Source organism: Rhodococcus sp. Ni2 (assembly GCF_021352185.1).
Classification (GTDB): domain Bacteria; phylum Actinomycetota; class Actinomycetes; order Mycobacteriales; family Mycobacteriaceae; genus Rhodococcus_F; species Rhodococcus_F qingshengii.
On sequence record NZ_WOXZ01000001.1, the window covers coordinates 13,208 to 37,961 of the forward strand.

Sequence of the window (24,754 nt, forward strand, 5' to 3'; positions counted from 1 at the left end):
CGTTACGAAACTCCCTCTACGAGACTTTCCGGACTGGTGCCCAATACCTCGGCGATGGATTCTGCCGAGACGGCACCCACTCGCAAGATACGCGGTGAATTGCCGGTCAGGTCGACGATCGTCGAAGCAACGGCATGTTCGGCCTTGCCCCCGTCGAGATACACGCTGGCAGATCCGCCGAGCTGATCTCGGGCTTCCTCGACGGTAGTTGCCGGCGGACGCCCCGAAATGTTGGCGCTCGAGACGGCAAGCGGTCCGACATCGCGCAACAATTCGAGGGCAACCGGATGCAAAGGCATGCGGAGCATGACGGTTCCGCGGGTATCACCGAGGTCCCAGGCAAGTGAAGGCGCCTGCTCGACGACCAGGCTCAGTCCGCCGGGCCAGAAGGCGCGGATCAGATCCCGTGCCTGCGGGCGCACGCTGTAGACGAGCCCGTCGATGGTGTTCCACGATCCGACCAGTACCGGGACGGGCATGTCTCGCCCGCGTCCCTTGGCGCGCAACAGACTCGTGACAGCTTCGCTGTCGAACGCGTCGGCGGCGAGTCCGTAAAGGGTGTCGGTAGGGAGAACTACGAGTCGGCCGGCCTTGAGCGCGTTCTTCGCGGCGGCCAAGCCTGCGGTTCGGGAATCTGTCTGACTGCAGTCGTACACGGTGCTCACTCAGCCATCCTTTCACTCTGCGCTTCGGGCGTTCGATTCCGCTGTGCTTCGACGTCGGTGGCGACACGTCTGGCGACGACGAATCGCGGACGACCGGCAAGATCTGGATGCTGCGCGACCTCGCCGAATACCCGGCGCGCCGAGAACAGCGCAGCGACGCCGTCCCCGTTGGTGTCGTCGTGCTCGATGCCTGCCGCGCCGCCGATTCGAAGCCACCGCGCGATGTTGCTGATCATGGGTTTGATGACGGACAGACCGTCGGTACCACCGAACAGTGCGGTGTGCGGGTCGTAATCCATGACCTCAGGCTGCAATTGCGCGCCTTCGGGGATGTACGGCGGATTGGAAACGACCAGATCGACGCCGCCCTCGAGCCCTGGCAACAGGTTCCGATCGGTGACATCGCCCTGATGCAGATGGATCGGTGTATCACCGGCGGCCTCGCGGTCGGCAGCATTACGACGCGCCCACGCCAACGCGGCGGGCTCCTTCTCCACGGCGTGAACGACGGCGTCCGGACGGGCCTCGGCGATGGACAGCGCGAGTACACCCGATCCCGTGCACAGGTCCAGAACTACCGGCGGCTTGCTTCCGCAACCTTCGAGGAACGAGAGTGCCCAACCCATGAGCAGTTCGGTTTCCGGCCGCGGAATGAAGACACCCGGCCCGACAGCGACGTCGATGTTGCCCATCGACGCGACTCCGATGATGTGCTGCAACGGAATCCGCTTCACGCGTTGGGCAACCAACTCGTCGAAGGCCGCGATGACCTCGGGATCGACCAACGGAATCAGTCCGAGACGCGTGCGTTCGACCCCGAGCAGGTGGGATGCCAACAACTCGGCGTCGGTGCGTGGGCTGGGCACACCTGCGGCGTCGAGCTGTTTTGCAGCTTCGATCAGCGCCAAACGAAGTGGAAGTCGACTCACGGGTACAGCCTGCCACGCTCGACCGACACGCGGTTCACCGAGTTCCCGGCGGGATGGAGGTCAGTCATGGTCTGCATCTACTCGGCCGCGAGACGCGCCTCTCGGTCCGCCTTGCCCAATGCATCGAGAAGTGCGTCGAGCTCACCGTCGAGCACCGCGTCGAGGTTGTGCGACTTGAATCCGATGCGGTGATCGGTGATGCGGTTCTCGGGGAAGTTGTAGGTGCGGATGCGCTCCGAACGGTCCACCGTCCGAACCTGACTCTGGCGACCTGCCGACGCTTCAGCGTCCGCGGCTTCCTCGGCGACTACCTGCAAACGGGCTGCAAGGACCTGCATGGCGCGCGCCTTGTTCTGGAGCTGCGAACGCTCGTTCTGGCAGGTGACGACGATGCCGGTCGGAAGGTGCGTGATTCGGACAGCAGAGTCGGTCGTGTTGACGCCCTGACCGCCCTTGCCGGACGAACGGTAGACGTCGATACGCAGGTCACTTTCGTCGATCTGGACCTGCTCGACCTCTTCGGGCTCCGGGTAGACCAGAACGCCGGCAGCCGAAGTGTGAACGCGTCCCTGGGATTCGGTGACGGGCACTCGCTGGACGCGGTGAACGCCGCCCTCGAACTTCAGCCGCGCCCACACTCCGTCCGGGGTGTCCGACTTGCTCTTGATCGACAGCGTGGCTTCCTTGTATCCGCCGAGATCGGAGACCGTCGCGTCGAGAATCTCGACGCGCCAGCCATGCCGTTCCGCGTAGCGGACGTACATGCGGGCCAGGTCCGAGGCGAAGAGCGCGGATTCTTCGCCGCCCTCACCGGACTTCACTTCGAGGACGATGTCGTCGCCGTCATGCGGGTCACGCGGCGCCAACTGATCGGTAAGCGTCTGCTCGAGCTGCGCGACCTCGGCTTCGAGATCGGGGATCTCGGCGGCGAAGCTGGAATCGTCGGCGGCTAGTTCGCGCGCGGCTTCCAGATCGTCCTGCGCAGCGGTGAGCTTGTTGTACGTCGACATGATCGGTGAGAGCTCGGAGAACCGTTTACCGACGCGCCTGGCAGCGGCAGGGTCGTTGTGCAGCGCCGGATCGGACATCTGTGCTTCGAGACCGGCGTGCTCCGCCAAGATGTCGTCGATGGCCGAGGGCTGGGTTGCGCCTGCCATGGTTCGCTCCGCTCTGAGTTTCGATTCCTACGGTGCGCGCTTGAAGGTATTTCGACGCCGGGACCCGGGAAACGCGCAAACCGAGTGCAGGCACAAAAAAGCCGACGCCCGATCTGCGCATGGCAGATCGGGCGTCGGCGGAACAGCTAGGACTCGGTGGCCGGGACCTTGCTGTCTGCGCGCTTGCCGTAGCGAGCCTCGAAGCGAGCGACGCGTCCACCGGTGTCGAGAATCTTCTGCTTGCCCGTGTAGAACGGGTGGCACTGCGAGCAAACCTCGACGTTGATGCGTCCGGACTCCTTGGTGCTGTGGGTCTCGAACGTGTTACCGCAACCGCAGACGACGGTGGTCGCTACGTAGGTTGGGTGGATTCCTGCCTTCATGGTGTCCCTTTCAATGGTCGCCGGGTCGACGTCGCCAATCGACATCGTGAACCGGAACCGGACTCGGCCGTTCAGTATGCCAGATGCGGTACCTCACCGGATAATCCGCATCTCGCACGCCTCGGGGTGGCTGTACGAAGTTGTCAACGCACTGCCCCTCGGTTTTGTTCCGCCCACGCAAAAGGCCCACAACCAGCTGGTTATGGGCCTTTGACGTCGAGTCGATCAGTCGTCGATCGCACCCGGTGCGGTCTTGGAGACCTGCATCAGGAACTCGAGGTTGTTCTTGCTCTTCTTCAGTCGATCGATCAGCAGATCGATGGCCTGATGCGAGTCCAGACCGGACAGGACGCGGCGGAGCTTGTGCAGCACCGCAGCTTCGTCTGGGCTCAGGAGCAACTCGTCCTTACGCGTGCTGGACGGGTTGACGTCCACGGCCGGGAACACGCGGCGTTCGGCGATCTTGCGATCGAGCTTGAGCTCGGCGTTGCCGGTGCCCTTGAACTCTTCGAAGATCACGGTGTCGCCGGTGGATCCGGTCTCGACCATTGCGGTAGCGATGATGGTGAGCGATCCACCGTTCTCGATGTTGCGGGCAGCACCGAGGAAACGCTTCGGCGGGTAGAGCGCCGTCGAGTCGACACCACCGGAGAGGATGCGTCCCGACGCCGGCGAGGAGTTGTTGTACGCACGACCCAGACGCGTGATGGAGTCGAGCAGTACGACGACGTCCTTACCCATCTCGACCAGGCGCTTCGCACGCTCGATTGCCAGCTCGGCAACTGCGGTGTGATCTCCCGGCGGGCGGTCGAAGGTGGAGGAAATGACCTCACCCTTCACGCTGCGCTGCATGTCGGTCACTTCCTCGGGACGCTCGTCCACGAGGATGACCATCAGGTAGCACTCAGGATTGTTGGTGGCGACGGCATTCGCGATCGCCTGCAACACGCTGGTCTTACCTGCCTTGGGCGGGCTCACGATGAGGGCGCGCTGGCCCTTACCGATGGGCATCACCAGGTCGATGACACGCGTGGTGAGAATGTGCTGCTCGGTCTCGAGGCGCAGACGCTGGTTCGGGTACAGCGGCGTGAGCTTGTTGAACTCGGGGCGCTTCTTCGCGGCCTCGACGTCGCCGCCGTTGACCGTGTCGATGCGAACCAGCGGGTTGAACTTCTGGCGCTGGCTGCCCTGCTCACCGTCACGCGAGACGCGGACGGCACCGGTGATGGCGTCGCCACGGCGAAGGCCGTTCTTGCGGATCAGGTTCATGGAGACGTAGACGTCGTTGGGACCGGCGAGGTACCCGGACGTACGCACGAAGGCGTAATTGTCGAGGACGTCGAGGATGCCGGCGACCGGCTGAAGGACGTCGTCCTCACGAATCTCGGTCTCGCGTGAATCGTTGGGTGCGCCACCCTCACCGCGGTCACGACCACGGCCACGGCGCTCGCGGAAACGGCGTCCGCGGCGTCCGCGTCCACCCTCTTCGTCGTCGTCCGGCCCGTTGTTGCGGTTGTCTGTGCGAGGACCGGCGTTGTTCTGGCCGGCGTTGTTCTGATTGCCGCGGTCCTGGCGGTCCTGGCGATCCTGGCGATCCTGGTTGCCCCGGTTGCCCTGGTTCTCGCGCTGGCCCTGGTTGTCGCGCTGGCCCTGGTTGTCGCGGTTGCGCTCGCGGCGGGGACGCTCGTTGCCCTGCTCGGCGGGAGCCTGATCAGCGTCGGACTTGCCCTCGGTGCGCGCAGGACGCTCGGCCGGAGCCTCGGCCTTGGCGGTCTCGGCGACCTTCGAAGAATCGGCGGCCTTCGCGGTGTCCGCGTCGGACTTCGCCGAAGGCGCTTCCTGCTCGATGCTCAGTTCGCCCTGGTCGGGTGAACCTGCACGACGAGCGGCGCCACGACGCTGACGTCCGCGACGGGGTGCGCTCTGATCGGAATCCTCGGCGGATTCCGTACGCGCAGGCGCGGCCTCGGCAGGAGCCGACTCGGCTGCCGGAGCTGTTTCGGCTGCGGGGGTTTCGGTGCGTGCGGCGCGAGTGCTCTTGGCACGAGTGCGCGCAACGGGTGCGTCGTCGAGAGTGAGTTCACTCTGTGCGGGTGCAGCCTTCGCGCTGCCGCCCTGGCGCTCCTTGATGGCTGCGATCAGGTCACCCTTGCGCATGCCGGAAGTGCCTTTGATGCCCAGTTCACCCGCAAGAGTGCGGAGTTCGGTGAGCACCATGCCGGAGAGTCCGGCACCACGGCGCGTTTCGGCACGCTTCGTGGAGGTCGCCACCGCACCGTTCGATGCTGAAGATGACGCCTGAGAATTGTCGCCTGATTCCGACCCGGCGGGTGCAGAAGTGGCGATGAGGTCCGTATCGGTCACGGAGGTCCTTTCCTTCCCTCACTCGCACTGCGCAAAGTCGAGGGTTCGTCCCGCAGTTCGATTGAATACCGAACTCGGTGGTGCCGTACGTGGTTGCTGTCCAGAACTGCCGGCTTGTCCGCCGTCACATGATTGTCGGAAACTCTCGCCTCAAACTTTTCATGCGCTCGCAAACCTGCCCAACGCGCCTTCGTCGACGATTCACTCCCCCGTGTGTTGAACCCCAGAGTGATGGAACCTCTGAGTGTTCGATCCGCGGAGGATTCAAACCTTCGGAGAAGGTACAAGCGTGAGGATCATGCCTGCGAGAATCATGCCAAGGACTGTGGACCCCGATTGGGAAGGAGTTTTGCCCCCTGGTGATGCACCGGCGACTGACGCGCACGATGTACGGACATAGCCCAGGATAGCGCCCAAACCTGAGTCCGGCAAGAATTTGGACGACTGGGTGTGTCAGTTCACTACCGATCGGTAGTGGGCGATCACCTGGACCAAGGCAGGGATCAGACCGTCGTCGTGGATACTTCGACGCCGTCGGCGATGTCCAATTCGAGCACACGTAGTCCGTCTGCCCGCGCCGCTTCCGCGAGTTCGACGGGGAAAGGTTCTGTGCTGAGCGCCAACACGGTGGGGCCGGCTCCCGAAACGGTCGCAGCGATACCCGCCTCGCGCAGGATCCCGATCCATCGCGTCGTGAGCGGAAGCGCGGGCGCGCGCTGCGCCTGATGCAGGCGATCCTCGGTGGCCGCCATCAACAGATCGGGCCGAGCAGTGAGCGCAACGACGGCGAGCGCGCTGCGGCTCGCGTTGAACGAGGCATCCTGGTGCGGAACCAATTCGGGCAGGAGCCCGCGAGTGTGTGCGGTGGACGACCGCTCCTCGGGAACCAGTGCCACAGCACGGATGTCGGGATGGACGTCGAGTTTGGCCGCGGAGTAGATCGGCTCGTCGCCTTCGACTGCCGGTGGGCAACTCCACGAGACGACTGCGCCACCGAGAACACTGGCAGACGCGTTGTCCGGGTGACCTTCGAACTCGGACGAGAGTTGAACCAACTGCTCTTCCGTCAAGCCGATCTCGGCATCGAGAGCGCGCGCCAGACCGTTGGCTGCTGCCAATCCACCGACAGCCGCGGAAGCCGAGGATCCCAACCCGCGCGAATGTGGAATCGCGTTGCGGCACAACACGTCCAGGCCACTGGCCCACACTCCGGCCGCCTCGAGACCACGCTCGATGGCGCGGACCACGAGATGCGAAGGACCCCAGGGCACGTCGGCAGCGCCTTCACCTTCGACGCGAATCTGAAGGCCTGAATCCGTTGTGGTGACCACGATTTCGTCGTACAACCCCAACGCCAGACCGAGGGTGTCGAACCCCGGCCCCAAGTTTGCACTCGAGGCCGGGACGCGAGCAGTCACCGAAAGGCCGATAGGCAGGGTTATAGTCATGTCAGACACCGGATTCCGCGGAGTGGTCGATGAATCCACGGACACTATGCAAGCTCGAGGGCAGCCGCGACGGCAACGGGATCGACACCGATCGGCTCGACGTTCGGCATACCCTTCAAAGCCGTGTCAGGATCCTTGAGACCGTTACCGGTCACCGTGCACACGACGGTCAGGCCCGGCTCGAGCCAGCCCTCTGCACGTGCGGCGAGCAGGCCGGCGACGCTGGCTGCCGACGCCGGTTCGACGAAGACGCCCTCGGTGGCGGCGATCAGACGGTAAGCCTCGAGGATCTTCTCGTCGGTGGCGGCACGGAATGCACCGTTCGACTCTTCCTTCGCGGCGACAGCGCCGTTCCAGGACGCGGGAGAACCGATTCGGATTGCGGTGGCGATGGTTTCGGGATCCTTGACGGGTGCACCGTTGACCAGCGGAGCCGCTCCGGCTGCCTGGACGCCGAGCATGCGGGGCTTGACCGTGGTCAGACCGTCCGCGTAGTACTCGGAGTATCCGCGCCAGTACGCGGTGATGTTACCGGCGTTTCCGACCGGGAGTGCGTGCACGTCGGGAGCCTTGCCGAGGACGTCCATGATCTCGAATGCCGCGGTCTTCTGGCCTTCGATGCGCACCGGGTTGACCGAGTTGACGAGGCCGATGGTGGGGAACTCGGCCGTGGTCTTGCGTGCCAGCTCGAGGCAGTCGTCGAAGTTGCCCTGGACCTGAATGATCTTGGCACCGTGCATGACTGCCTGCGCAAGCTTGCCCATGGCGATCTTGCCCTGCGGGATGAGCACGGCGCAGGTCATGCCTGCCTTGGCTGCATACGCAGCGGCCGAGGCGGAGGTGTTGCCGGTGGACGCGCACAGAACTGCACGCTGGCCACGGGCCAAGGCGTCGGTGACGGCCATCGTCATGCCGCGGTCCTTGAAGGAACCGGTGGGGTTGAGACCCTCGACCTTGAGGTAGACGTCGCAGCCGGTGATCTCGGAGAGGTGGCCGGCCGGCAGGAGCGGGGTGCCGCCTTCGCGCAGGGTGACGGTCTTCCAGTTGTCACCGATCGCGAGACGGTCCCGGTATGCCTCGATGAGACCCGGCCATGCCTTGTGGACGGGGTTGACGATGCCGGTCATTGTTCAGTGCCTTCCAGTCGCAGCACGCTGGTCACAGCGGTGACGAATTCGAGTTCGTTGAGAGCCGCCACGGTCTCGGAGAGAGCCGCGTCGGTTGCTACATGAGTGACGACCACCAGACGCGCGCCGGCGCCGGCGCCCTCCTGGCGGACGACGGAGATGCTCACGCCGTGCTTGGCGAACTCGGCGGCGACTGCGGACAGCACACCTTCCTTGTCCGCGACCTCCATGTTCACGTAGTAGCGCGTGAGGATGTCGCCCATCGGGGCGACCTTCAGCTTGGCGTACTTGGACTCGCGGGGGCCGCGGCCGCCGTGAACCTTGTTGCGCGCAGCCATCACCAGGTCACCCATCACCGCGGAAGCGGTGGGGGCGCCGCCTGCGCCCTGGCCGTAGAACATGAGCCGGCCGGCGTTCTCTGCTTCCACGACAACGGCGTTGAACGCGCCGTTGACCGAGGCCAGCGGATGGCTGAGCGGAACCAGCGCCGGGTACACGCGAGCGGAAATCCGCTCCTTGCCCTTGGGCGTGACGATGCGCTCGCAGATCGAGAGCAACTTGATCGTGCACTCGAGTGCCTTCGCCGACGCCAGGTCGGCGGAGGTGATCGTGGAGATTCCTTCGCGGTACACGTCCGCGGCAGTGACGCGGGTGTGGAACGCGATCGACGCGAGGATCGCTGCCTTCGCCGCGGCGTCGTAGCCTTCGACGTCCGCGGTCGGGTCGGCTTCCGCGTATCCGAGGCGTCCGGCTTCGGCGAGGGTCTCTTCGTAGTCGGCGCCGGTCTCGTCCATCGCGGAGAGGATGAAGTTGGTGGTGCCGTTCACGATTCCGGCGACCTTGTTGACACGGTCTCCGGCTAACGACTGTGTGAGCGGGCGGATCACGGGGATCGCGCCGGCAACAGCGGCCTCGAAGTACAGGTCGACAGAGTTGGCCTCTGCAGCCTCCGCCAATTCACCGGTGTGGTCCGCGAGCAGCGCCTTGTTGGCGGTCACGACCGACTTGCCGGAGTTGAGCGAAGAGAGAATCAGCTTGCGAGGGAGCTCGATTCCGCCGATCACCTCGACCACGATGTCGACGTCGTCACGACCGACCAGGGACTCGGCGTCCGTCGTCTGCAGTTCCTCGGGAATTCCGCGGTCCGAGCCGATACGGCGGACGGCAACCCCCCGCAGTTCCAACGGGGCGCCGACGCGAGCTTCGAGTTCCTCGGCCTGCTCACGAATGATCCGGACGACCTCGCTCCCGACGTTGCCGAGGCCGAGAACGGCCACACCGATAGCGCGATGCGCCGATTCGCTCGTCACTGCGATACCTCCAAGCTGAGCAGATCTTCCACTGTTTCCCTCCGCAGAATCACGCGTGAGACTCCGTCACGCACCGCCACCACGGCTGGGCGGGTGAGCAGGTTGTACCTGCTCGACATCGAATAGCAGTATGCACCGGTCGCTGCTACCGCTAGTAAATCACCGGGCCCGACGTCCTCGGGCATCCAGGTGTCCCGAATGACCACGTCACCGGACTCGCAGTGCTTACCGACGATACGTGCAACGACGGGATCAGCCTCGGAAGTTCGCGAAACCAACTTGGCTTCGTACTCCGCACCGTAGAGGGACGTGCGGATGTTGTCGCTCATCCCGCCGTCGACGCTGATGTAGCGGCGTGTCAGCGAGCTACCCACCGTGACGTCCTTGATGGTGCCGACCTCGTAGAGCGTCACCGTGCCAGGTCCGGCGATGGCGCGGCCGGGTTCGACGGCAAGCGTCGGCTCCGGCAATCCGGCCAGTGCGGACTCGTTGCGCACGATGTGGCCGAGCTTTGCTGCCAGTTCGTCGACGGGCGGCGGGTCGTCGGAGGGGATATACGAGATCCCCATGCCGCCGCCGAGATCGATGATCGAAATCTGCTTGGTCTTCTCGACTCCGAACTCGGTGACGACGTCGCGGAGCAAACCGATCACGCGGTGCGCTGCCACCTCGAAACCGTCGACGTCGAAGATCTGCGAACCGATGTGGCTGTGCAGGCCGACCAGTCGCAAGTTGTCGGCAGCGAAGACGCGACGGACTGCGTCGATCGCCGCTCCCCCGGCCAGCGAGAAACCGAACTTCTGGTCCTCGTGTGCGGTGGAGATGAATTCGTGGGTATGCGCTTCGACGCCGACGGTCAGTCGGATCAACACGTCCTGAACGACACCGGCCTCACCGGCGACACGATCGAGTCGGTCGATCTCGATCGACGAGTCGAGCACGACGTGTCCGACGCCCGCGGCGACACCAGCGGCCAGTTCGGCGACTGACTTGTTGTTGCCGTGCATGGCAATTCGCTCGGCCGGGAAGTCCGCGTGCAACGCGATCGCCAGTTCGCCGCCGGAGCAGACGTCGAGCGAGAGGCCTTCGTCGGCGACCCAGCGTGCGATCTCGCCACAGAGGAATGCCTTGGATGCGTAGTGCACCTTGGCATCCGGGCCGAAGGCGCGGGCCATGTCACGGCAGCGCGAGCGGAAGTCGTCCTCGTCGATGACGAACAGCGGGGTGCCGTACTTCTCGGCAAGTTCACCGACCTTGACACCCGCGAGGGTCACTTCACCGTCGTCGCCACGAGAAGCGTTGCGCGGCCACACCTGCGGTGAGAGTTCGCCGAAGGCTTCGGGGCTGGTCGGACGGTCGGGCAAGCCGGGGGCCTGCAACTGCTCGGCGTGCTTGGGGCCGGCGGGGTGCGCGTTCACATTTGCTCCGGTGCGGTGACGCCGAGCAGTTCGAGACCGTTGGCCAGGACCTGTCGGGTGGCGGCGCAGAGAGCCAGACGCGCGCGGTGCACGTCGGTGGCGTCTTCGTCGCCTTGCGGAAGGATGCGGCACGCGCCGTAGAAGCGGTGGTACGCACCCGCGAGTTCTTCGAGGTAGCGGGCAATACGGTGCGGCTCACGCAGATTCGCAGCGCTCGACACGACGCGTGGGTACTCGCCGATCGTGCGGATGAGGTCACCCTCCTGCTCGACGGTGAGCAGGGCGAGGTTGCTCGCGTCGGCGGACAGACCGAGGTCTGCGGCGTTGCGAGCGATCGCCGAGAGGCGTGCGTGCGCGTACTGCACGTAGTAGACGGGGTTCTCGCTGCTGGTCTTGGTCCACAGGTCGAGGTCGATGTCGATGCTCGAGTCGACCGACGAGCGGATCATGACGTAACGCGAGGCGTCGACGCCGATTGCCTCGACCAGGTCGTCGAGGGTGATGACGGTGCCTGCACGCTTGCTCATCTTGACGGCAGTGCCGTCCTTGACGAGGTTGACCATCTGGCCGATCAGCACCTCGACGGTGTCCGGATCGTCGCCGAATGCGGCAGCGGCAGCCTTGAGACGGCCGATGTAACCGTGATGGTCGGCGCCGAGCATGTAGATACAGAGGTCGAACCCACGGGCGCGCTTGTTCTGGAAGTAGGCGATGTCACCGGCGATGTAGGCGGCGTTGCCATCGCTCTTGATGACGACGCGGTCCTTGTCGTCGCCGTAGTCGGTGCTCTTGAGCCACCACGCACCGTCTTCGTGGAAGAGGTTGCCCGAACCCTTGAGGGATTCGACGGCCTTCTCGACCGCACCGGATTCGAAGAGCGAGTTCTCGTGGAAGTAGACGTCGAAGTCGACGCCGAAGTCGTGCAGGGTCTGCTTGATGTGCGTGAACATCAATTCGACGCCGATGGCGCGGAAGGTTTCCTGCTGCTCGTCGGCAGGCAGATCCATGACGTCGGGACGCTGCTTCAGAACCGAGGCGGCGATGTCGGCGATGTATGCACCGGCGTAACCGTCTTCGGGAGCAGGTTCACCCTTCGCTGCAGCGATCAGCGAACGCGAGAAGCGGTCGATCTGGGCACCGTGATCGTTGAAGTAGTACTCACGTGTTACCAAACCACCCTGCGCGGACAGAATGCGTCCGAGCGCGTCTCCGACTGCGGCCCAACGGGTTCCACCGAGGTGAATCGGTCCGGTGGGGTTGGCGGAGACGAATTCGAGGTTGATCTTCTTGCCGGCGAGGGAGTCACCCGAGCCGTACGACGCACCGGCTTCGAGAACCGACACGACGATCGCGCCCTGGGCGTCCTTGTCCAACCGAATGTTGAGGAAGCCGGGCCCGGCGATCTCGGCGGATTCGATTCCGTCGGCAGCGGTGAGGGCTTCGGCGATCCAGCCCGCCAGCTCGCGGGGATTCGTGCCGACCTTCTTGGCTACCTGCATGGCAATGTTGGTGGCGTAATCGCCGTGCTCGGGGTTGCGTGGTCGCTCGACGGTGAGGGTTTCGGGTAGCACGGATACGTCGAGGCCACGATCGGCAAGGACGCTCGCTGCGGTTCCGCGGAGCAGTTCGGCAAGGTCAGCTGGAGTCACAGGTATTCATCCTATTGCCTGCACACCGGAAGTGGAGACTCGCCTCACGCCTCGCTCTCCGTGAACGTGCGCGGGGCCGCTGTGGCGTGTCGCACGCCACTCTCAAAGTTTGCCCTCAGACTCGGAAAGTACAGTGGTAATGCCCGAGCTACCACCGCGTACCTTCATGCGCGGGCGCGCCACACCTCAAGCCCACACACCGAAAGAGCCCAATCGATGCCAAGCGGTTCCGATAGTCGCGGTCCCAACAAGAACTCCGGGGCCAAATCAGCCAAGGCCATCAAGGCCGCCAACAAGAACAGTCGGCCGGCCAAGAAGGGCAAGGGCGGCGTCCCCGCTCCCCGCCAGATCCCCTGGCTGTCGATCGGCGCCGGTGTGGCTGTGCTCGCACTCATCGCCGTGCTCGGTATCAATCTGTGGCCCAAGGTCGAGGAGCGGCAGGCCCTTGAGCCGTACAAGTACAGCTCCGAGAACAAGGATCCGTCCGACAAGATCGACGGCGTCCTCAAGATCGAGTACCCGGCCGGCCAGCACGTCGATTCCACTCAGCGCGTGGCGTACGACCAGACCCCGCCGTTCGGTGGCCCGCACGACGCCACCTGGGCTAACTGCACCGGAACCGTGTACGCCGACCCGATTCGCACCGAGAACGCCGTCCACTCGCTCGAGCACGGCGCCATCTGGATCACGTACAACCCCGATCTCGTCGACCAGGACCAGATCGACAGTCTCGCCGGACGCGTGAACGGCAAGTCCTACATGCTGATGTCGCCGTACCCCGGTCAGAGCAGCCCCATTTCTCTGCAGTCGTGGGGCCATCGCCTCGAGATCGACAAGGCCGACGACGATCGCATCGATCAGTTCATCACTGCGCTGAACCAGAACCCGAACGTCTACCCCGAGGTCGGCGCGAGCTGCACCAACCCGCTGTTCACTCCGTCGACGTCGCCGTTCGATCCGACACCTCCGGGCGCCGACGCCATCCAGATGGACGGCACGGGCGCTACCCCGGCCACCGACGAACAGATTCCCGCCGGTGGATAGTTCGACGAACACCGATCAGTCTTCGAAGCCGAGTCAGCGCACCGCACTGCTGATCATCGGTCTGATCGGCGCGATCGCCGTCGGTTTTGCGCTCGGCGCACTGACCAACCTCCTCGGACCCGATGCGAAGTCGTCACTGACCGTTCCGGCTTCGGATTCGGTGGACGTGGGCTTCGCGCAGGACATGAGCGTGCATCACAGCCAGGCCGTCGACATGGCGTCCATCGCCCTGACGAAGTCCACGGACAACGACGTACGCACGCTGGCGTTCGACATCTTGACCACGCAGCAGAACCAGCTCGGTCAGATGCAGGCGTGGCTGACCATGTGGGATCAGCCGCTGTCCAAGGTGGGCCCGTACATGGAGTGGATGTCGTCGGATTCGGGCTCCGGCCATGGATCGCACGGGACTTCGGCCACGATGGACATGAGTCATTCCGGGCCGGTCGACACCATGCCCGGCATGGCGTCCCCCGAGGACCTTGCGGCTCTCCGCGCAGCGGAAGGTCTGCAACTCGACACTTTGTTCCTGCAGCTGATGCTTCGTCACCACGAAGGTGGGCTTCCGATGATGGAGTACGCAGCAGCCGACGCCACCGAGGGGCCGGTGCGCAGCCTGGCGCAGACGATGGTCAACACGCAGCAGAGCGAGTCCAAGCTGATGACCGACATGTTGGCAGCTCGCGGCGCAGTGCCACTGCCCATGAACTGAGCAGAACTGAACTGAGCCGAGAATGTTCAGACCCAACTGGGCCTGGTCCTGAATTTCAGGACCAGGTCCAGTTTTCTACTTCCGGCATGTCTTCGAGGTGCTCGACGATGTAACGCGAGTGCTTTTCGAGTTGTGTGCGGCAGAACTCCGCCAACTCGGACGCCCCGGCCGGCCGACGCTTGGAGCGTCGTAGCGCCTCGATCACCAGGTGGTAGCGGCTCATCTTGTTGAGGACGACCATGTCGAACGGTGTTGTGGTTGTTCCCTGTTCACTGAATCCGCGAACGTGGAAGCGCTCGGGACTCGGACGCCCGTGAATCAGTTCGTGCACGGCACGCGAGTATCCGTGGAATGCGAACACGACGTCGGTCTGCGCGGAGAACAGATCGAGGAAGACCCGCTCCCCGAATCCGTGGGGATGCTCGGTTGGCGTCAGCAAGGCCATCAGATCGACGACGTTGACGACGCGGGTGATCAGTTCGGGTGTGTGATCGCGCAGCAACTGTGCAGCAGCCAGGATCTCCTGCGTCGGCACATCTCCCGCGGCGGCCAGGACCACGTCCGGTTCCTGTCCGCGAGCCTCGGTTCCGGCCCATTCCCAGACCGAAGCGCCCGCCGCGCAGTGCTCGTGCGCTTGCTCGAGCGTGAGGTACTGCAGGTGCGGTTGCTTGTCCACGACTATCAGGTTGACGTGGTCGGTACTACGCAGGCAGTGATCCGAGATCGAGAGCAACGTGTTGGAATCCGGCGGCAGCCACACGCGGATCACACTGGGTGCCAAGGGAATAACGGCGTCGATCATGCCGGGGCCCTGATGACTGAATCCGTTGTGGTCGTTGCGCCAGCACGTACTGGTCAACAGCACGTTGAGCGAAGCAACAGACGCCCGCCACGGCAGGTCGACGGCATGTTGGAGCCACTTGGCGTGCTGGATGAGCATCGACACGCTCACCATCGCAAATGCTTCGTAGCTCGCGAACATCCCGTGTCGGCCCGACAGCAGATAGCCCTCGAGCCAACCCTCGCAGAGGTGCTCGCTGAGGACCTCCATGACACGACCGTCCGCGGACAGCCCGTCGTCGTAGTCGGTGATCGGCAGTTGCCAGCAGCGATCGGTTGTCTCGAATACGGCGCCGAGGCGATTGCTAGCCGTCTCGTCCGGACAGAAGAGTCGGAAGATCCCGCCGCTGTCCTCGGTTTCCGTGGCGGCGTAGATGTCGCGCAGAAGCTCGCCGAGCACTCGCGTCGTCTCGTGGAAGGTCGAACCCGGCGATTGGATGGGAAGCGCGTACTTTTCGAGCGGCGGCATCGGGAGATCGACGCGAAGTCGTCCACCGTTCGCGTAGGGAGTGCTCCCCATGCGCTTGTCCCCCGTCGGCGAGAGCGCCGCCAGTTCCGCGGCCAGTGATCCGTTGGCGTCGAACAACTCGTCCGGACGGTACGACCGCATCCACTCTTCGAGTTGCCGCAGATGCGATTCGGTGGTTCGCACGCCGGACAACGGCACCTGGTGCGCACGATGTGTGCCCTCGACCAAAATTCCGTCGACGGTGTGTGGACCGGTCCATCCTTTTGGCGTCCGCAACACGATTGCCGGCCACGAACCCGTCCACTCCTCTCCGCGGCGTGCGGCACCCTGCATCTCGCGGATCTTCTCGTGCGCCTGCGAGATCGCTTGATACAGCTGAGGAAACACCGCGTCGGGGTCGTCACCGGAGACGACGATCGGCGCCCACCCCTGTCCACCAAGATAGGCCTGGATGTCTTCGTCGCTGCTGCGTCCGTAGACCGTCGGCCCGGCGATCTTGGCACCGTTCACGTGCAGGATCGGCAACACCGCGCCGTCGCGTCGTGGATTCAGGAACGCCGGGAGCTTCCACGAACCGGACAACGGCCCGGTCTCCGCTTCGCCGTCGCCGATCACACAGGCCACCACGAGGTTCGGATGATCGAAGGCAGCGCCGGCCGCATGGGCAAGGGCGTAGCCGAGTTCGCCGCCTTCGTGGATGCTTCCGGGTGTCTGCACACTCACATGGCTGGGCACTCCGCCGGGAGCGGAGAATCGCCGACACATCCGGTGGATGCCCTCGGCGTCGTCCGAGACTTCCGGATAGATCTCCGAGTACGTTCCCTCGAGATACGTCGACGCGACCAGCGCCGGACCGCCGTGCCCGGGACCGGTCACGTAAAGCCAGTCTGCGCCGGTGGCGACGATGTGCCGATTGAGGAGCGTGTAGATCATCGACAAGCCGGGGCTGGTCCCCCAGTGCCCGAGCAGTCGGGGCTTGATGTGCTCGGCACGCAACGGTTCCCGCAGAAGCGTGTTGTCCTTCAGATAGATCTGCGCGACGGTCAGGTAGTTGGCCGCTGCCCACCACTTCAGGTCGAGCGCGAGCTGGTCTTCGGAATAGTGGTGATCGGTCATCAACGACTCCCGTACCTCACGAGGGTGCCCGAGCAGTCCGCCCGAGCCTGTGCTCAGAGCCGAGCCTAGGCGTAAAAAGCATCCGAGTCAGTCGGTACAGATGATTCGACGACCATGGTCCCCGGCCGCATCCTCGACTACCTCACGCGAGGACGCCATGCCGAGACGGGTGCCGGTTTGGTCTTGTCCCCCCGTGATGCGCTACGCTAACGCAGCCCAATCGGCACACCGAAAGTTCGGTGCGCCCCCGTAGCTCAGGGGATAGAGCGTTCGCCTCCGGAGCGAAAGGTCGCAGGTTCGAATCCTGCCGGGGGCACCACGAAGACGCAGGTCAGCGATTGATCGTCGACCTCTTCACGGTGCCACACCAAAATATTCAGGGCAATCTACCCGACTACTGTCGATCTCATGCCTCGCATCGATCCTGCTCCCACGTACACGATGCGTCAGCTTGCTGCGTTTGTCGCGGTAGCCGAGACCGGAACGATCAGTGCCGCGGCCGAGCGCCTGCACCTCTCTCCTTCCGCCCTGTCCGCGGCGCTCACCGAACTCGAACGCGCGCTCAAAGTTCAACTGTGCGTTCGCCGTCGCTCATTCGGCATTCAACTGACCCGCACCGGTGAATCCGTTCTGGTGCGCGCCCGGGCGCTACTTCAGCAAGCCGGGGAACTCGAATCCGATGCGCTCGGAACCGGCGGAAGCGTATCGGGGCCCATCGCGATCGGCTGTTATCCCGCTCTGGGGCCGACGGTGTTGCCGTCGATGATCGCCGGGTTCACCCGTGAGAATCCTGACGCGCAGGTGGAGTTCCGCGAGGACACTCAGAATCGGCTCCAGACACATCTCGAGAACGGCGAGTTGGACCTCGCAATCGCTTACGACCTGGACCTGTCTCCACAATTGCGCACAGTTCCGTTGGCCATCCGCGAACCCTTGATCGTCCTGGGTGCAGAACACCCACTCGCGCGGTCCGAGCGACCGATCCATCTTCCGGACCTCGCGGAACACCCGATGGTTCTCCTCGACGCGCCGCCGAGCACCAAACACGCGCTCGACGTCTGTCGCGCAGGCGGATTCGCCCCGAAGGTTGCCTACAGAACTGCGAACTTCGAGACGGCGCGGGCATTTGTCGGCCGTGGCCTCGGCTGGACGCTGCTACTCCAGCGGCCCAAGATCGACGTCACGTACGAGGGGCTCGAGGTGGTCGTCAAGACCATCGCTTCCCCCGCCGTGCCGTCGGTGCACGTAGTTCTCGCTTGGCACCAGAACACTCGCCTCAGCCGCGTCGCACGCGCTTTCATAGAATTCGTTTCACCCTCAGAACCTGCCCAATAGTCCCGCTACCAGGCAGCGGAGCTGGTTCCACGTATTTTCCGTGCAAGAACCTCCATTTCTTTCGCTTTTCAATTGTTGTGGCGCACGTCATTGTTTCTTCAAGCCACATTCATCTCGAAAGGCACTTCATGACCTCCATCGCCTCACCGACCGCAACGCGCGCCGCCGCGACGGTCAAGGCGCGTAAGGCCGCCCTCGGCAGCTTTGTCGGCACCGCCATCGAGTGGTACGACTTCTTCATCTACGGCACCGCCGCCGCACTCGTGCTCGGCAAGCAGTTCTTCCCCGGCACGTCCGATCTGGCCGGCACCCTCGCCGCCTTCGCCACCCTCGCCGTCGGATTCGTCGCGCGTCCCATCGGCGGAATCGTGATGGGCCACTTCGGCGACCGCATCGGACGCAAATCCATGTTGGTCACCTCGTTGATGCTGATGGGCTGCGCCACCGTTGCCATCGGGCTGCTACCCAACTACGCCGCTATCGGCGTCTTTGCCCCCATACTCCTGGTGACCTTGCGATTCGTTCAGGGACTCGGTGTCGGCGGCGAGTGGGGCGGCGCAGTTCTGGTCGCCACCGAAAACGCACCGGAGGGCAGGAAGGGGCTGTACGGCAGCGCACCACAAATCGGTGTTCCCGCAGGAGTACTGGTGGCCAATCTCGTCTATCTCCCCCTCGCCGCCTTCATGGACGACGATGCATTCAACTCCTGGGGATGGCGAATCCCGTTCCTGCTCAGCGCAGTTCTGGTGGGCGTTGCGATGTGGATCCGTCTCGGCCTCGAGGAAAGTGACGAGTTCACCGCGTCCAAGTCCGAGGCACCGGCGGAGTCCATGCCGATTCTCGAGGTTCTCACCAGACACTGGAAGACTGTGCTCCTCGCCGGTGGAACCTTCATAGCCACCAACGGAATCGCGTACGCGTACATGGTTTACGTCCTCAAGTACGGCGAGACCGAACTCGGCTTCAGCAAGACCACGATGCTCTTTCTTCTCATCGCATCCTGCCCGTTCTGGATGGCGGGAATGGCTTTCAGCGCTCACAAGTCGGACACTCTCGGACGCCGGACCGTCTACATCCGCAGTTCGATCACCCTGGTAGTGGCGGCAGCGGTGTTCTTTCCGCTGATCGACACAGCGATCGTTCCGGTGATGCTCGTATCGATGATCGCCCTCGGCTTCACGCTCGGCTGCTGCGCCGGCCCACAAGCGGCACTGTTCGCCGAATTGTTTCCCGCACACATCCGCTACAGCGGAGCGTCACTCGGCTACCAGATCGGCGCAATCCTCGGCGGCGGTCTGGCCCCGATGATCGCCACCGCGCTCTACGCCGCCTTCGGCACCTCGTTCGCCATCACCGCCTACTTCGTGATCATTGCCGTGATCAGCCTGGTTTCCATCCTGCTGCTCCCGGAACCTCAATTGATCCCGAAAAACACTGCCGCACAGAAAGCCTCGTGACCATGTCGACCTACTTTCATCCGAAGAAGTACGCACCCGAGGACTTCGCCTCCCTGGCGCCTTCGGCCGACGCACTTCCCGTCGTGATCGTCGGAGCCGGCCCAGTCGGCATGGGCGTAGCCATGGGCTTGGCGCAGCGCGGCATTGCCGTCACGATTCTCGAAGCGGCCGATCAGGTCTCGTTCGGCAGTCGCGCGATCTGCGTGTCACGCCACAGCCTCGAAGTTGCCGAACGCCTCGGCTTCGGTGCCGAGCTCGAAGACATCGTTCTGCCGTGGGTGGGTGGTCGGAGTTACTACCGCGATCAGGAAGTACTGCAGTTCCGCATGGCATCCGCCGAGCACGACGCGCGTGGACCCATGGTCAACGTCTCGCAATCAGAGTTCGAGCAGATCATGACCGACAAGCTGCTCGCTCACCCACTGGTGAACTTCCACTGGTCGTCGTCGATCGCCGGCATCTCCGTCGGTGACGACGAGGTGACTCTGACCGTCGACACCGCGTTCGGAACCCGCGAACTGCGCGCGGCGTGGGTCGTTGCCGCCGATGGTGGACGCAGCAAGATGCGCGAACTCAGCGGAATCCGCTTGCAGGGCAACAGCTACGAGGGCAACTACGTCATTGCCGACATTCATTGGGAATCGGAACTCCCGGCCGAGCGCCTGGTGTGGTTCGACGCACCCAGCAACCCGGGGTCCACGATCATCATGCATCGCCAACCACGGGACATCTGGCGCATCGACTACCAGCTCGACGCCTCGGACGATCCGGAAGCGGAGACGCAAGAAGATCGCATCCGTGACCGCATCACGCGTCACCTCGAATGGCTCCAGAGCGACATCCCCTGGACCCTGGAATGGTTCGGCTTCTACCGCGCCCACGCACTCGCTCTGGAAGATTTCACTCACGGCCGTGTGCTTTTTGCCGGCGACGCCGCGCATCTCGTTCCGATCTTCGGTGTTCGCGGCCTGAACTCGGGCATGGAAGACGCCGAGACCTTGGTGTGGCAACTAGCCGCCGTCATCAACGGAGCTGCCGATTCCACCATCCTCGACGCGTATTCGAAGGAACGTCGCAGCGCGTGGCAGCAGAACGTCGACAACGCAGGCAAGTCGACGCTCATCATGTCGCCGGGAAGTCACGGCTACCGGACCACCCGCGATGCCGTACTCGAAATCGCCACCAAGCGAAGCGAATTCGCGCACCTCATCAACCCGCGCCAGTCGAGTGCGACGCACGCCCGGCTCTCCCCGCTGACGTGGCCGACAGCTGCGGGCGCCGAGGGCGTACTACCCGGCGATCCGTTGGAAGACAGGGTCGTCCAGGTCTCGGCGGACGGTTCATCTACCTCCTTGAACAGTCTGCGCGGTACTGGATTCGGCCTGCTGGCTTTCGGACTGTCAGCTGAGCTGGTATCCGAACTCGACACGCAAGCCGAAATCCTTGCTCAGGCCCTTGCACCGGAAACCGTACGCGTGATCACCGTGGGAACTACCGACTCCACGGTTCCCGATGCCGAAGGCAATCTCGCATCTGCCCTCGGCGCTCGTGTCGGCGAAATCTTCGTGATTCGGCCCGACGGATTGGTGCTGTGCCGCATCAGCGATCCCACGCAATTGAACGACGTGGCCAAACACCTCACCGCCGGCACTGCGCCGACGCACTTCGATACGGCACAGTCGGCGACAACTGCGGTGGTCGACGACGAGGGCCACCGCGAACACGTCTGGTTGGCACTGTCGAATGCACTGGATCAGGCTGATCCGTCCGACCGCGAAGCCATGTTGGCGCGCCTTGCCTTGATTCTCGGTTCGCAAGCTACGTCGACGACCTTCGACGTAGCACTGAAAGACGCTGCCCTGAAATCTGCCACGCGATAGTTCAGACACAGCAACTCGGCCGCGCAGGATTGTCCCCTACGCGGCCGAGCGCATTCGCGGATGAAGCGAGTATTCAGTTGACCTCGGCCAATTCCTTTTCTTCCTCAGCGCGCATTTCACGCACGGATCTTCCCCGCTGCGACCTTCCACGTAACAGCGGCGAGACGGTGATCGCCAAGCCCACCAGCGCGACTCCGGTAACCAGGATCAGTCCGGGATGGAACTGCTCGAATCCGGCGGTACCGGCGCCGGACGCGGTGTGCGATCCAGCGGTTACGAGGGCAGTGGTGAGAGCGAGCACGAGCGCCGCACCGACCTGAGCGGAGGTGTTCACCAGCCCGGACGCCAAACCCTGCTCCGAGTCGTCGACACCCGAGGTGGCCTGGGCCATGATCGAGGTGTACCCCAGCGCGAATCCGAGTCCGAGCAGGATGACGCTCGGCAGAATCGCCACGACGTACGACGGTGAATCGCTGCCCGCGAAGAGGAACCAGAGGTACCCGACGCTGAGCGACGTCAGTGCCGCGATGATGAGCTTGGCACTGCCGTACAGGTCGACCAGCCGTCCGACGAACGGTGATCCGAAGGCGACGATGATGCCCGCGGGGAGCAGTGCCATCGCCATCTTCAGGGGCGACCAGCCGAGGGCCGACTGCAGGAAGATCGTCATCATGAACTGGAAGCTCAGGTAGGAACCGAAGAGCGCGATGATGGCCAGATTTGCACGAACGATAGTGCCGACGCGCAGAAGCCCAAGTCGCACAAGCGGATGCGCCACCTTCTTCTCCACGAAGAAGAACGTCGCCAGAAGCACGGCTGCGACGGCGAACGAACCCAGCGTCATCGGGTGTGCCCATCCACGGGTCGGAGCCGAAACCATCGTGTACACCGTGAGAAGCATTCCCGTCACCAGGGTGACGGCGCCGACGAGATCGTGTCCCCCGGTATCTGCGGGACGGTCCCGCGGAATGAGGAAGTACCCACCGATCAGCGCGATGACGGCAAACGGAACCGGCATCAGGAACGTGAATCGCCAACCGGCACTGGTCAACAGCCCACCGAGGATCAGACCGGACGAGTAACCACTGGCGCCGAACACGGAGAACACCGACAGCGCACGGTTACGGGCCGGACCTTCCTTGAACGTCGTGGTGAGAATGGACATTGCGGTCGGAGCGGTGAAGGCCGCGGCCAATCCCTTCACGAATCGTGATGCGATCAGCAGTGTTCCGTTGTCGACAAGGCCACCGACCAGCGAGGCGATTGCGAACACGGTCAGTGCGATCAGGAAGACCTTCCTGCGCCCGAGAAGATCGGCGGTACGTCCACCGAGTAGCAACAGGCCGCCGAATCCGAGGACGTAGCCGTTGATGATCCACTGCAGCGAGGTAGTGGACAGGCCCAGTTCATTGCCGATGGACGGAAGCGCGACGCCCACCATCGACACATCGAGACCGTCGAGGAACAACACGAGGCAGAGCACCGCGAGGATGCCCCACAGCTTGAGGGACCAGCCCTCCCCTGTGGCCGGATCCGAGGATTCCGTAGAAACCGGGGCGTCCGGCGAATCGAATGGTTTGAGTGTCGAGTCTGTGCAAGTCACGTCAGCGAGAATAGATGCACATGCACATAATGCACAAGCATTTAATGCAATTGCACGTAATCGAGTCTTCAACTAGAATGCGGTCGTGACGTCGGAATCCGAATTGCGCAACACCTGGCGCTCGCTGTCGACCAGCTACAACGACATCGCGTGCGAACTCGATCGCCAGATGCAGTCGGCGCATGGGCTGAGCATGAGCGACTTCGAGGCTCTCGACCGACTCATGGACGCCACGTGCGAACGTCCACGCATGCAGGAGCTTGCCTCGGAGATGTACCTGAGTCCCAGCGCGCTCTCCCGTAGCGTGGCCCGTCTCGAGAAGGCCGGACTGGTTCAGCGAGCACTGTGCGAGGCCGACCGGCGCGGAGTCTTCGTCGACGTCACCGACAAAGGACGTCAGGTACACGCGGACGCCAGCAAAATTCAACTGGCCGTACTGGATTCACGCCTGCGCGAGCAGTAGCCACACGTCAGCGGAGCACAACACAGCGCCCGGCCACCGGGCGAGGGCCGTTCCGGACTAGACTGAGCACATACCGACGCGCCTTTCTGTTGCCGTCGGCGATCGACAGCAGCGCAGCCAGCACGCTTTCACGCGGTCCTGGCCGAGGCAATCTGCCAGCGTTCCTGCGGCTTCTGCTAGTCCCTCAGGCTCCTGCCTGACATCTCTACCTGCTCCTATCGAGAGATACACAATTGAACAACGCACGCACCCTTGGAGTCATCGGACAGTCGAGCAAACCGGCAGAACGCCGGTTGCCGATCCATCCTGCGCATTTCGATCGCATCGATGCCGAACTACGTTCTCGGATCTACCTCGAAGAAGGCTACGGTCACCCCTTCGGCTACTCCGACGACTACCTCTCGCGCCTCGTTGCCGGAATCCGCACGCGCAAGCAGATTTTGGCGGAAACCGATGTGGTTCTGCTACCGAAGCCGTTGGTGCGTGACCTCGCCGAACTACGGTCAGGTCAGGTTCTCTGGGGCTGGCCGCACTGTGTCCAGGACACCGAACTGACACAGATCGCGATCGACAAGAAACTGACTCTCATCGCCTTCGAGGCCATGAACTTCTGGCACAGCGACGGATCGTTCAATCTGCATGTGTTCCACAAGAACAACGAGCTCGCCGGTTATTGTTCGGTACTGCACGCCCTGCAGTTGATCGGTTCCACCGGTGACTACGGCCGGCGTCTCACCGCTGCCGTGATCGGTTTCGGAGCCACTGCACGCGGCGCGGTCACAGCACTCAAGGCGCACGGTATCCACGAAGTGGACGTCCTCACCCAGCGTGGAGTCACCGCCGTCAGCTCCCCCATCCACTCGGCGCGCATGGTCTCGTTCGACAACAACAACGGTGACGTCCGTGGCAGCCACGTCATGCTCGACAACCACAGCGTGCCGGTGCCCGGTTTCTTGGCCGAGCACGACATCGTCGTCAACTGCGTACTGCAGAACACGGACGCCCCACTGACGTTCCTGACCGAGGAAGATCTCATGGACTTCCAACCCGGCAGCCTCATCGTCGACGTCTCGTGCGACGAAGGCATGGGGTTCAGCTGGGCTCGTCCCACCTCGTTCGCGGATCCGACCTTCATCGTCGGCGACAACATCACTTACTACGGCGTCGATCACAGCCCGTCGTACCTGTGGAACTCCGCGTCGTGGGAGATCAGCGAATCACTTCTTCCCTACCTGCCCACTGTGATGGCAGGAGAGACGGCCTGGAAGGCAGACGAGACCGTCGACCGCGCCATCGAAATCCGTGACGGCGTCATCGTGAATCCCGCCATTACGCGTTTCCAGCACCGCTCGTCGGACTACCCGCACGCTGTCATCGCGGAGTAG

Annotated in this window: 19 protein-coding genes and 1 tRNA gene; 8 read left to right on the plus strand and 12 right to left on the minus strand. The window is 63.7% G+C overall.

Features of this window, described 5'->3' with window-relative positions:
* Positions 1–2: 2 nt before the first annotated feature.
* From GN300_RS00075 to argS, 10 genes are all read right to left on the minus strand, one after another.
* Positions 3–665 carry an L-threonylcarbamoyladenylate synthase gene (locus tag GN300_RS00075; protein ID WP_003941345.1) on the minus strand — a complete coding sequence of 221 codons (663 nt, stop codon included), beginning with the start codon at positions 663–665 and terminating at the stop codon, positions 3–5.
* Positions 662–1,594, minus strand: a complete 933-nt coding sequence (gene prmC / locus GN300_RS00080; protein WP_030537333.1) for a peptide chain release factor N(5)-glutamine methyltransferase — start codon at positions 1,592–1,594, stop codon at positions 662–664. The genes GN300_RS00075 and prmC overlap by 4 nt, the downstream gene beginning before the upstream one ends.
* 77 nt (positions 1,595–1,671) lie before the next feature.
* Positions 1,672–2,751 (minus strand): peptide chain release factor 1, encoded by a 1,080-nt coding sequence (gene prfA, locus GN300_RS00085; RefSeq protein WP_003941341.1) that lies wholly within the window; start codon positions 2,749–2,751, stop codon positions 1,672–1,674.
* Between the two features lie 146 nt (positions 2,752–2,897).
* Positions 2,898–3,134, minus strand: coding sequence for a 50S ribosomal protein L31 (rpmE, locus tag GN300_RS00090; protein ID WP_003941310.1), 237 nt, complete (start codon positions 3,132–3,134; stop codon positions 2,898–2,900).
* Positions 3,135–3,359: 225 nt separating this feature from the next.
* Positions 3,360–5,498 carry a transcription termination factor Rho gene (gene rho, locus GN300_RS00095; RefSeq protein ID WP_042923185.1) on the minus strand — a complete coding sequence of 713 codons (2,139 nt, stop codon included), beginning with the start codon at positions 5,496–5,498 and terminating at the stop codon, positions 3,360–3,362.
* Between the two features lie 503 nt (positions 5,499–6,001).
* Complete coding sequence (gene thrB / locus GN300_RS00100) at positions 6,002–6,946, minus strand: homoserine kinase (RefSeq protein WP_007726194.1); 945 nt, start codon at positions 6,944–6,946, stop codon at positions 6,002–6,004.
* A 44-nt stretch (positions 6,947–6,990) separates the two neighbouring features.
* Complete coding sequence (gene thrC, locus GN300_RS00105) at positions 6,991–8,073, minus strand: threonine synthase (protein WP_003941280.1); 1,083 nt, start codon at positions 8,071–8,073, stop codon at positions 6,991–6,993.
* A complete protein-coding gene (locus tag GN300_RS00110; protein ID WP_030537332.1) occupies positions 8,070–9,383 on the minus strand; it encodes a homoserine dehydrogenase in 1,314 nt (437 codons plus the stop codon). The genes thrC and GN300_RS00110 overlap by 4 nt, the downstream gene beginning before the upstream one ends.
* Complete coding sequence (gene lysA / locus GN300_RS00115) at positions 9,380–10,801, minus strand: diaminopimelate decarboxylase (RefSeq protein WP_003941384.1); 1,422 nt, start codon at positions 10,799–10,801, stop codon at positions 9,380–9,382. The genes GN300_RS00110 and lysA overlap by 4 nt, the downstream gene beginning before the upstream one ends.
* Positions 10,798–12,450, minus strand: a complete 1,653-nt coding sequence (argS, locus tag GN300_RS00120; RefSeq protein WP_003941360.1) for an arginine--tRNA ligase — start codon at positions 12,448–12,450, stop codon at positions 10,798–10,800. Before argS ends, lysA begins: the two co-directional genes overlap by 4 nt.
* 216 nt (positions 12,451–12,666) lie before the next feature.
* Here argS and GN300_RS00125 point away from each other — a divergent pair, with 216 nt between their 5' ends.
* Both GN300_RS00125 and GN300_RS00130 read left to right on the plus strand, forming a co-directional pair.
* Positions 12,667–13,494: a DUF3105 domain-containing protein gene (locus GN300_RS00125; protein WP_003941378.1), complete on the plus strand. Its 828-nt coding sequence runs from the start codon at positions 12,667–12,669 to the stop codon at positions 13,492–13,494.
* Positions 13,487–14,206 (plus strand): DUF305 domain-containing protein, encoded by a 720-nt coding sequence (locus GN300_RS00130; protein WP_030537330.1) that lies wholly within the window; start codon positions 13,487–13,489, stop codon positions 14,204–14,206. The genes GN300_RS00125 and GN300_RS00130 overlap by 8 nt, the downstream gene beginning before the upstream one ends.
* A gap of 55 nt (positions 14,207–14,261) precedes the next feature.
* Here GN300_RS00130 and GN300_RS00135 read toward each other — a convergent pair whose 3' ends face one another.
* On the minus strand, positions 14,262–16,631 hold the full coding sequence (locus tag GN300_RS00135) for a phosphoketolase (RefSeq protein WP_063316876.1): 2,370 nt from the start codon (positions 16,629–16,631) through the stop codon (positions 14,262–14,264).
* Positions 16,632–16,874: 243 nt separating this feature from the next.
* On the opposite strand from GN300_RS00135, the gene GN300_RS00140 reads away from it, so the two are divergent.
* From GN300_RS00140 to GN300_RS00155, 4 genes are all read left to right on the plus strand, one after another.
* A tRNA-Arg gene (locus GN300_RS00140) sits at positions 16,875–16,950 on the plus strand.
* Positions 16,951–17,039: 89 nt separating this feature from the next.
* Positions 17,040–17,966: a LysR substrate-binding domain-containing protein gene (locus GN300_RS00145; protein ID WP_030537328.1), complete on the plus strand. Its 927-nt coding sequence runs from the start codon at positions 17,040–17,042 to the stop codon at positions 17,964–17,966.
* A 128-nt stretch (positions 17,967–18,094) separates the two neighbouring features.
* Positions 18,095–19,423, plus strand: coding sequence for an MFS transporter (locus GN300_RS00150; RefSeq protein ID WP_063316877.1), 1,329 nt, complete (start codon positions 18,095–18,097; stop codon positions 19,421–19,423).
* Positions 19,424–19,425: 2 nt separating this feature from the next.
* On the plus strand, positions 19,426–21,303 hold the full coding sequence (locus GN300_RS00155; RefSeq protein ID WP_063316931.1) for an FAD-dependent monooxygenase: 1,878 nt from the start codon (positions 19,426–19,428) through the stop codon (positions 21,301–21,303).
* A gap of 73 nt (positions 21,304–21,376) precedes the next feature.
* Here GN300_RS00155 and GN300_RS00160 read toward each other — a convergent pair whose 3' ends face one another.
* Positions 21,377–22,906, minus strand: a complete 1,530-nt coding sequence (locus tag GN300_RS00160) for an MFS transporter (RefSeq protein WP_063316878.1) — start codon at positions 22,904–22,906, stop codon at positions 21,377–21,379.
* 85 nt (positions 22,907–22,991) lie between these two features.
* Here GN300_RS00160 and GN300_RS00165 point away from each other — a divergent pair, with 85 nt between their 5' ends.
* Positions 22,992–23,369, plus strand: a complete 378-nt coding sequence (locus GN300_RS00165; RefSeq protein WP_003941367.1) for a MarR family winged helix-turn-helix transcriptional regulator — start codon at positions 22,992–22,994, stop codon at positions 23,367–23,369.
* Between the two features lie 233 nt (positions 23,370–23,602).
* Positions 23,603–24,754: a N(5)-(carboxyethyl)ornithine synthase gene (locus GN300_RS00170; protein WP_007726175.1), complete on the plus strand. Its 1,152-nt coding sequence runs from the start codon at positions 23,603–23,605 to the stop codon at positions 24,752–24,754.

Bases quoted from the DNA above. Each gene is read 5' to 3' on its own strand.
- GN300_RS00125 (WP_003941378.1), top strand. From the start codon at position 12,667: ATGCCAAGCGGTTCCGATAGTCGCGGTCCCAACAAGAACTCCGGGGCC.
- rpmE (WP_003941310.1), bottom strand. From the start codon at position 3,134: ATGAAGGCAGGAATCCACCCAACCTACGTAGCGACCACCGTCGTCTGC.
- GN300_RS00145 (WP_030537328.1), top strand. From the start codon at position 17,040: ATGCCTCGCATCGATCCTGCTCCCACGTACACGATGCGTCAGCTTGCT.
- GN300_RS00135 (WP_063316876.1), bottom strand. From the start codon at position 16,631: ATGACCGATCACCACTATTCCGAAGACCAGCTCGCGCTCGACCTGAAG.
- prfA (WP_003941341.1), bottom strand. From the start codon at position 2,751: ATGGCAGGCGCAACCCAGCCCTCGGCCATCGACGACATCTTGGCGGAG.
- GN300_RS00155 (WP_063316931.1), top strand. From the start codon at position 19,426: ATGTCGACCTACTTTCATCCGAAGAAGTACGCACCCGAGGACTTCGCC.
- thrC (WP_003941280.1), bottom strand. From the start codon at position 8,073: ATGACCGGCATCGTCAACCCCGTCCACAAGGCATGGCCGGGTCTCATC.
- thrB (WP_007726194.1), bottom strand. From the start codon at position 6,946: ATGACTATAACCCTGCCTATCGGCCTTTCGGTGACTGCTCGCGTCCCG.
- GN300_RS00150 (WP_063316877.1), top strand. From the start codon at position 18,095: ATGACCTCCATCGCCTCACCGACCGCAACGCGCGCCGCCGCGACGGTC.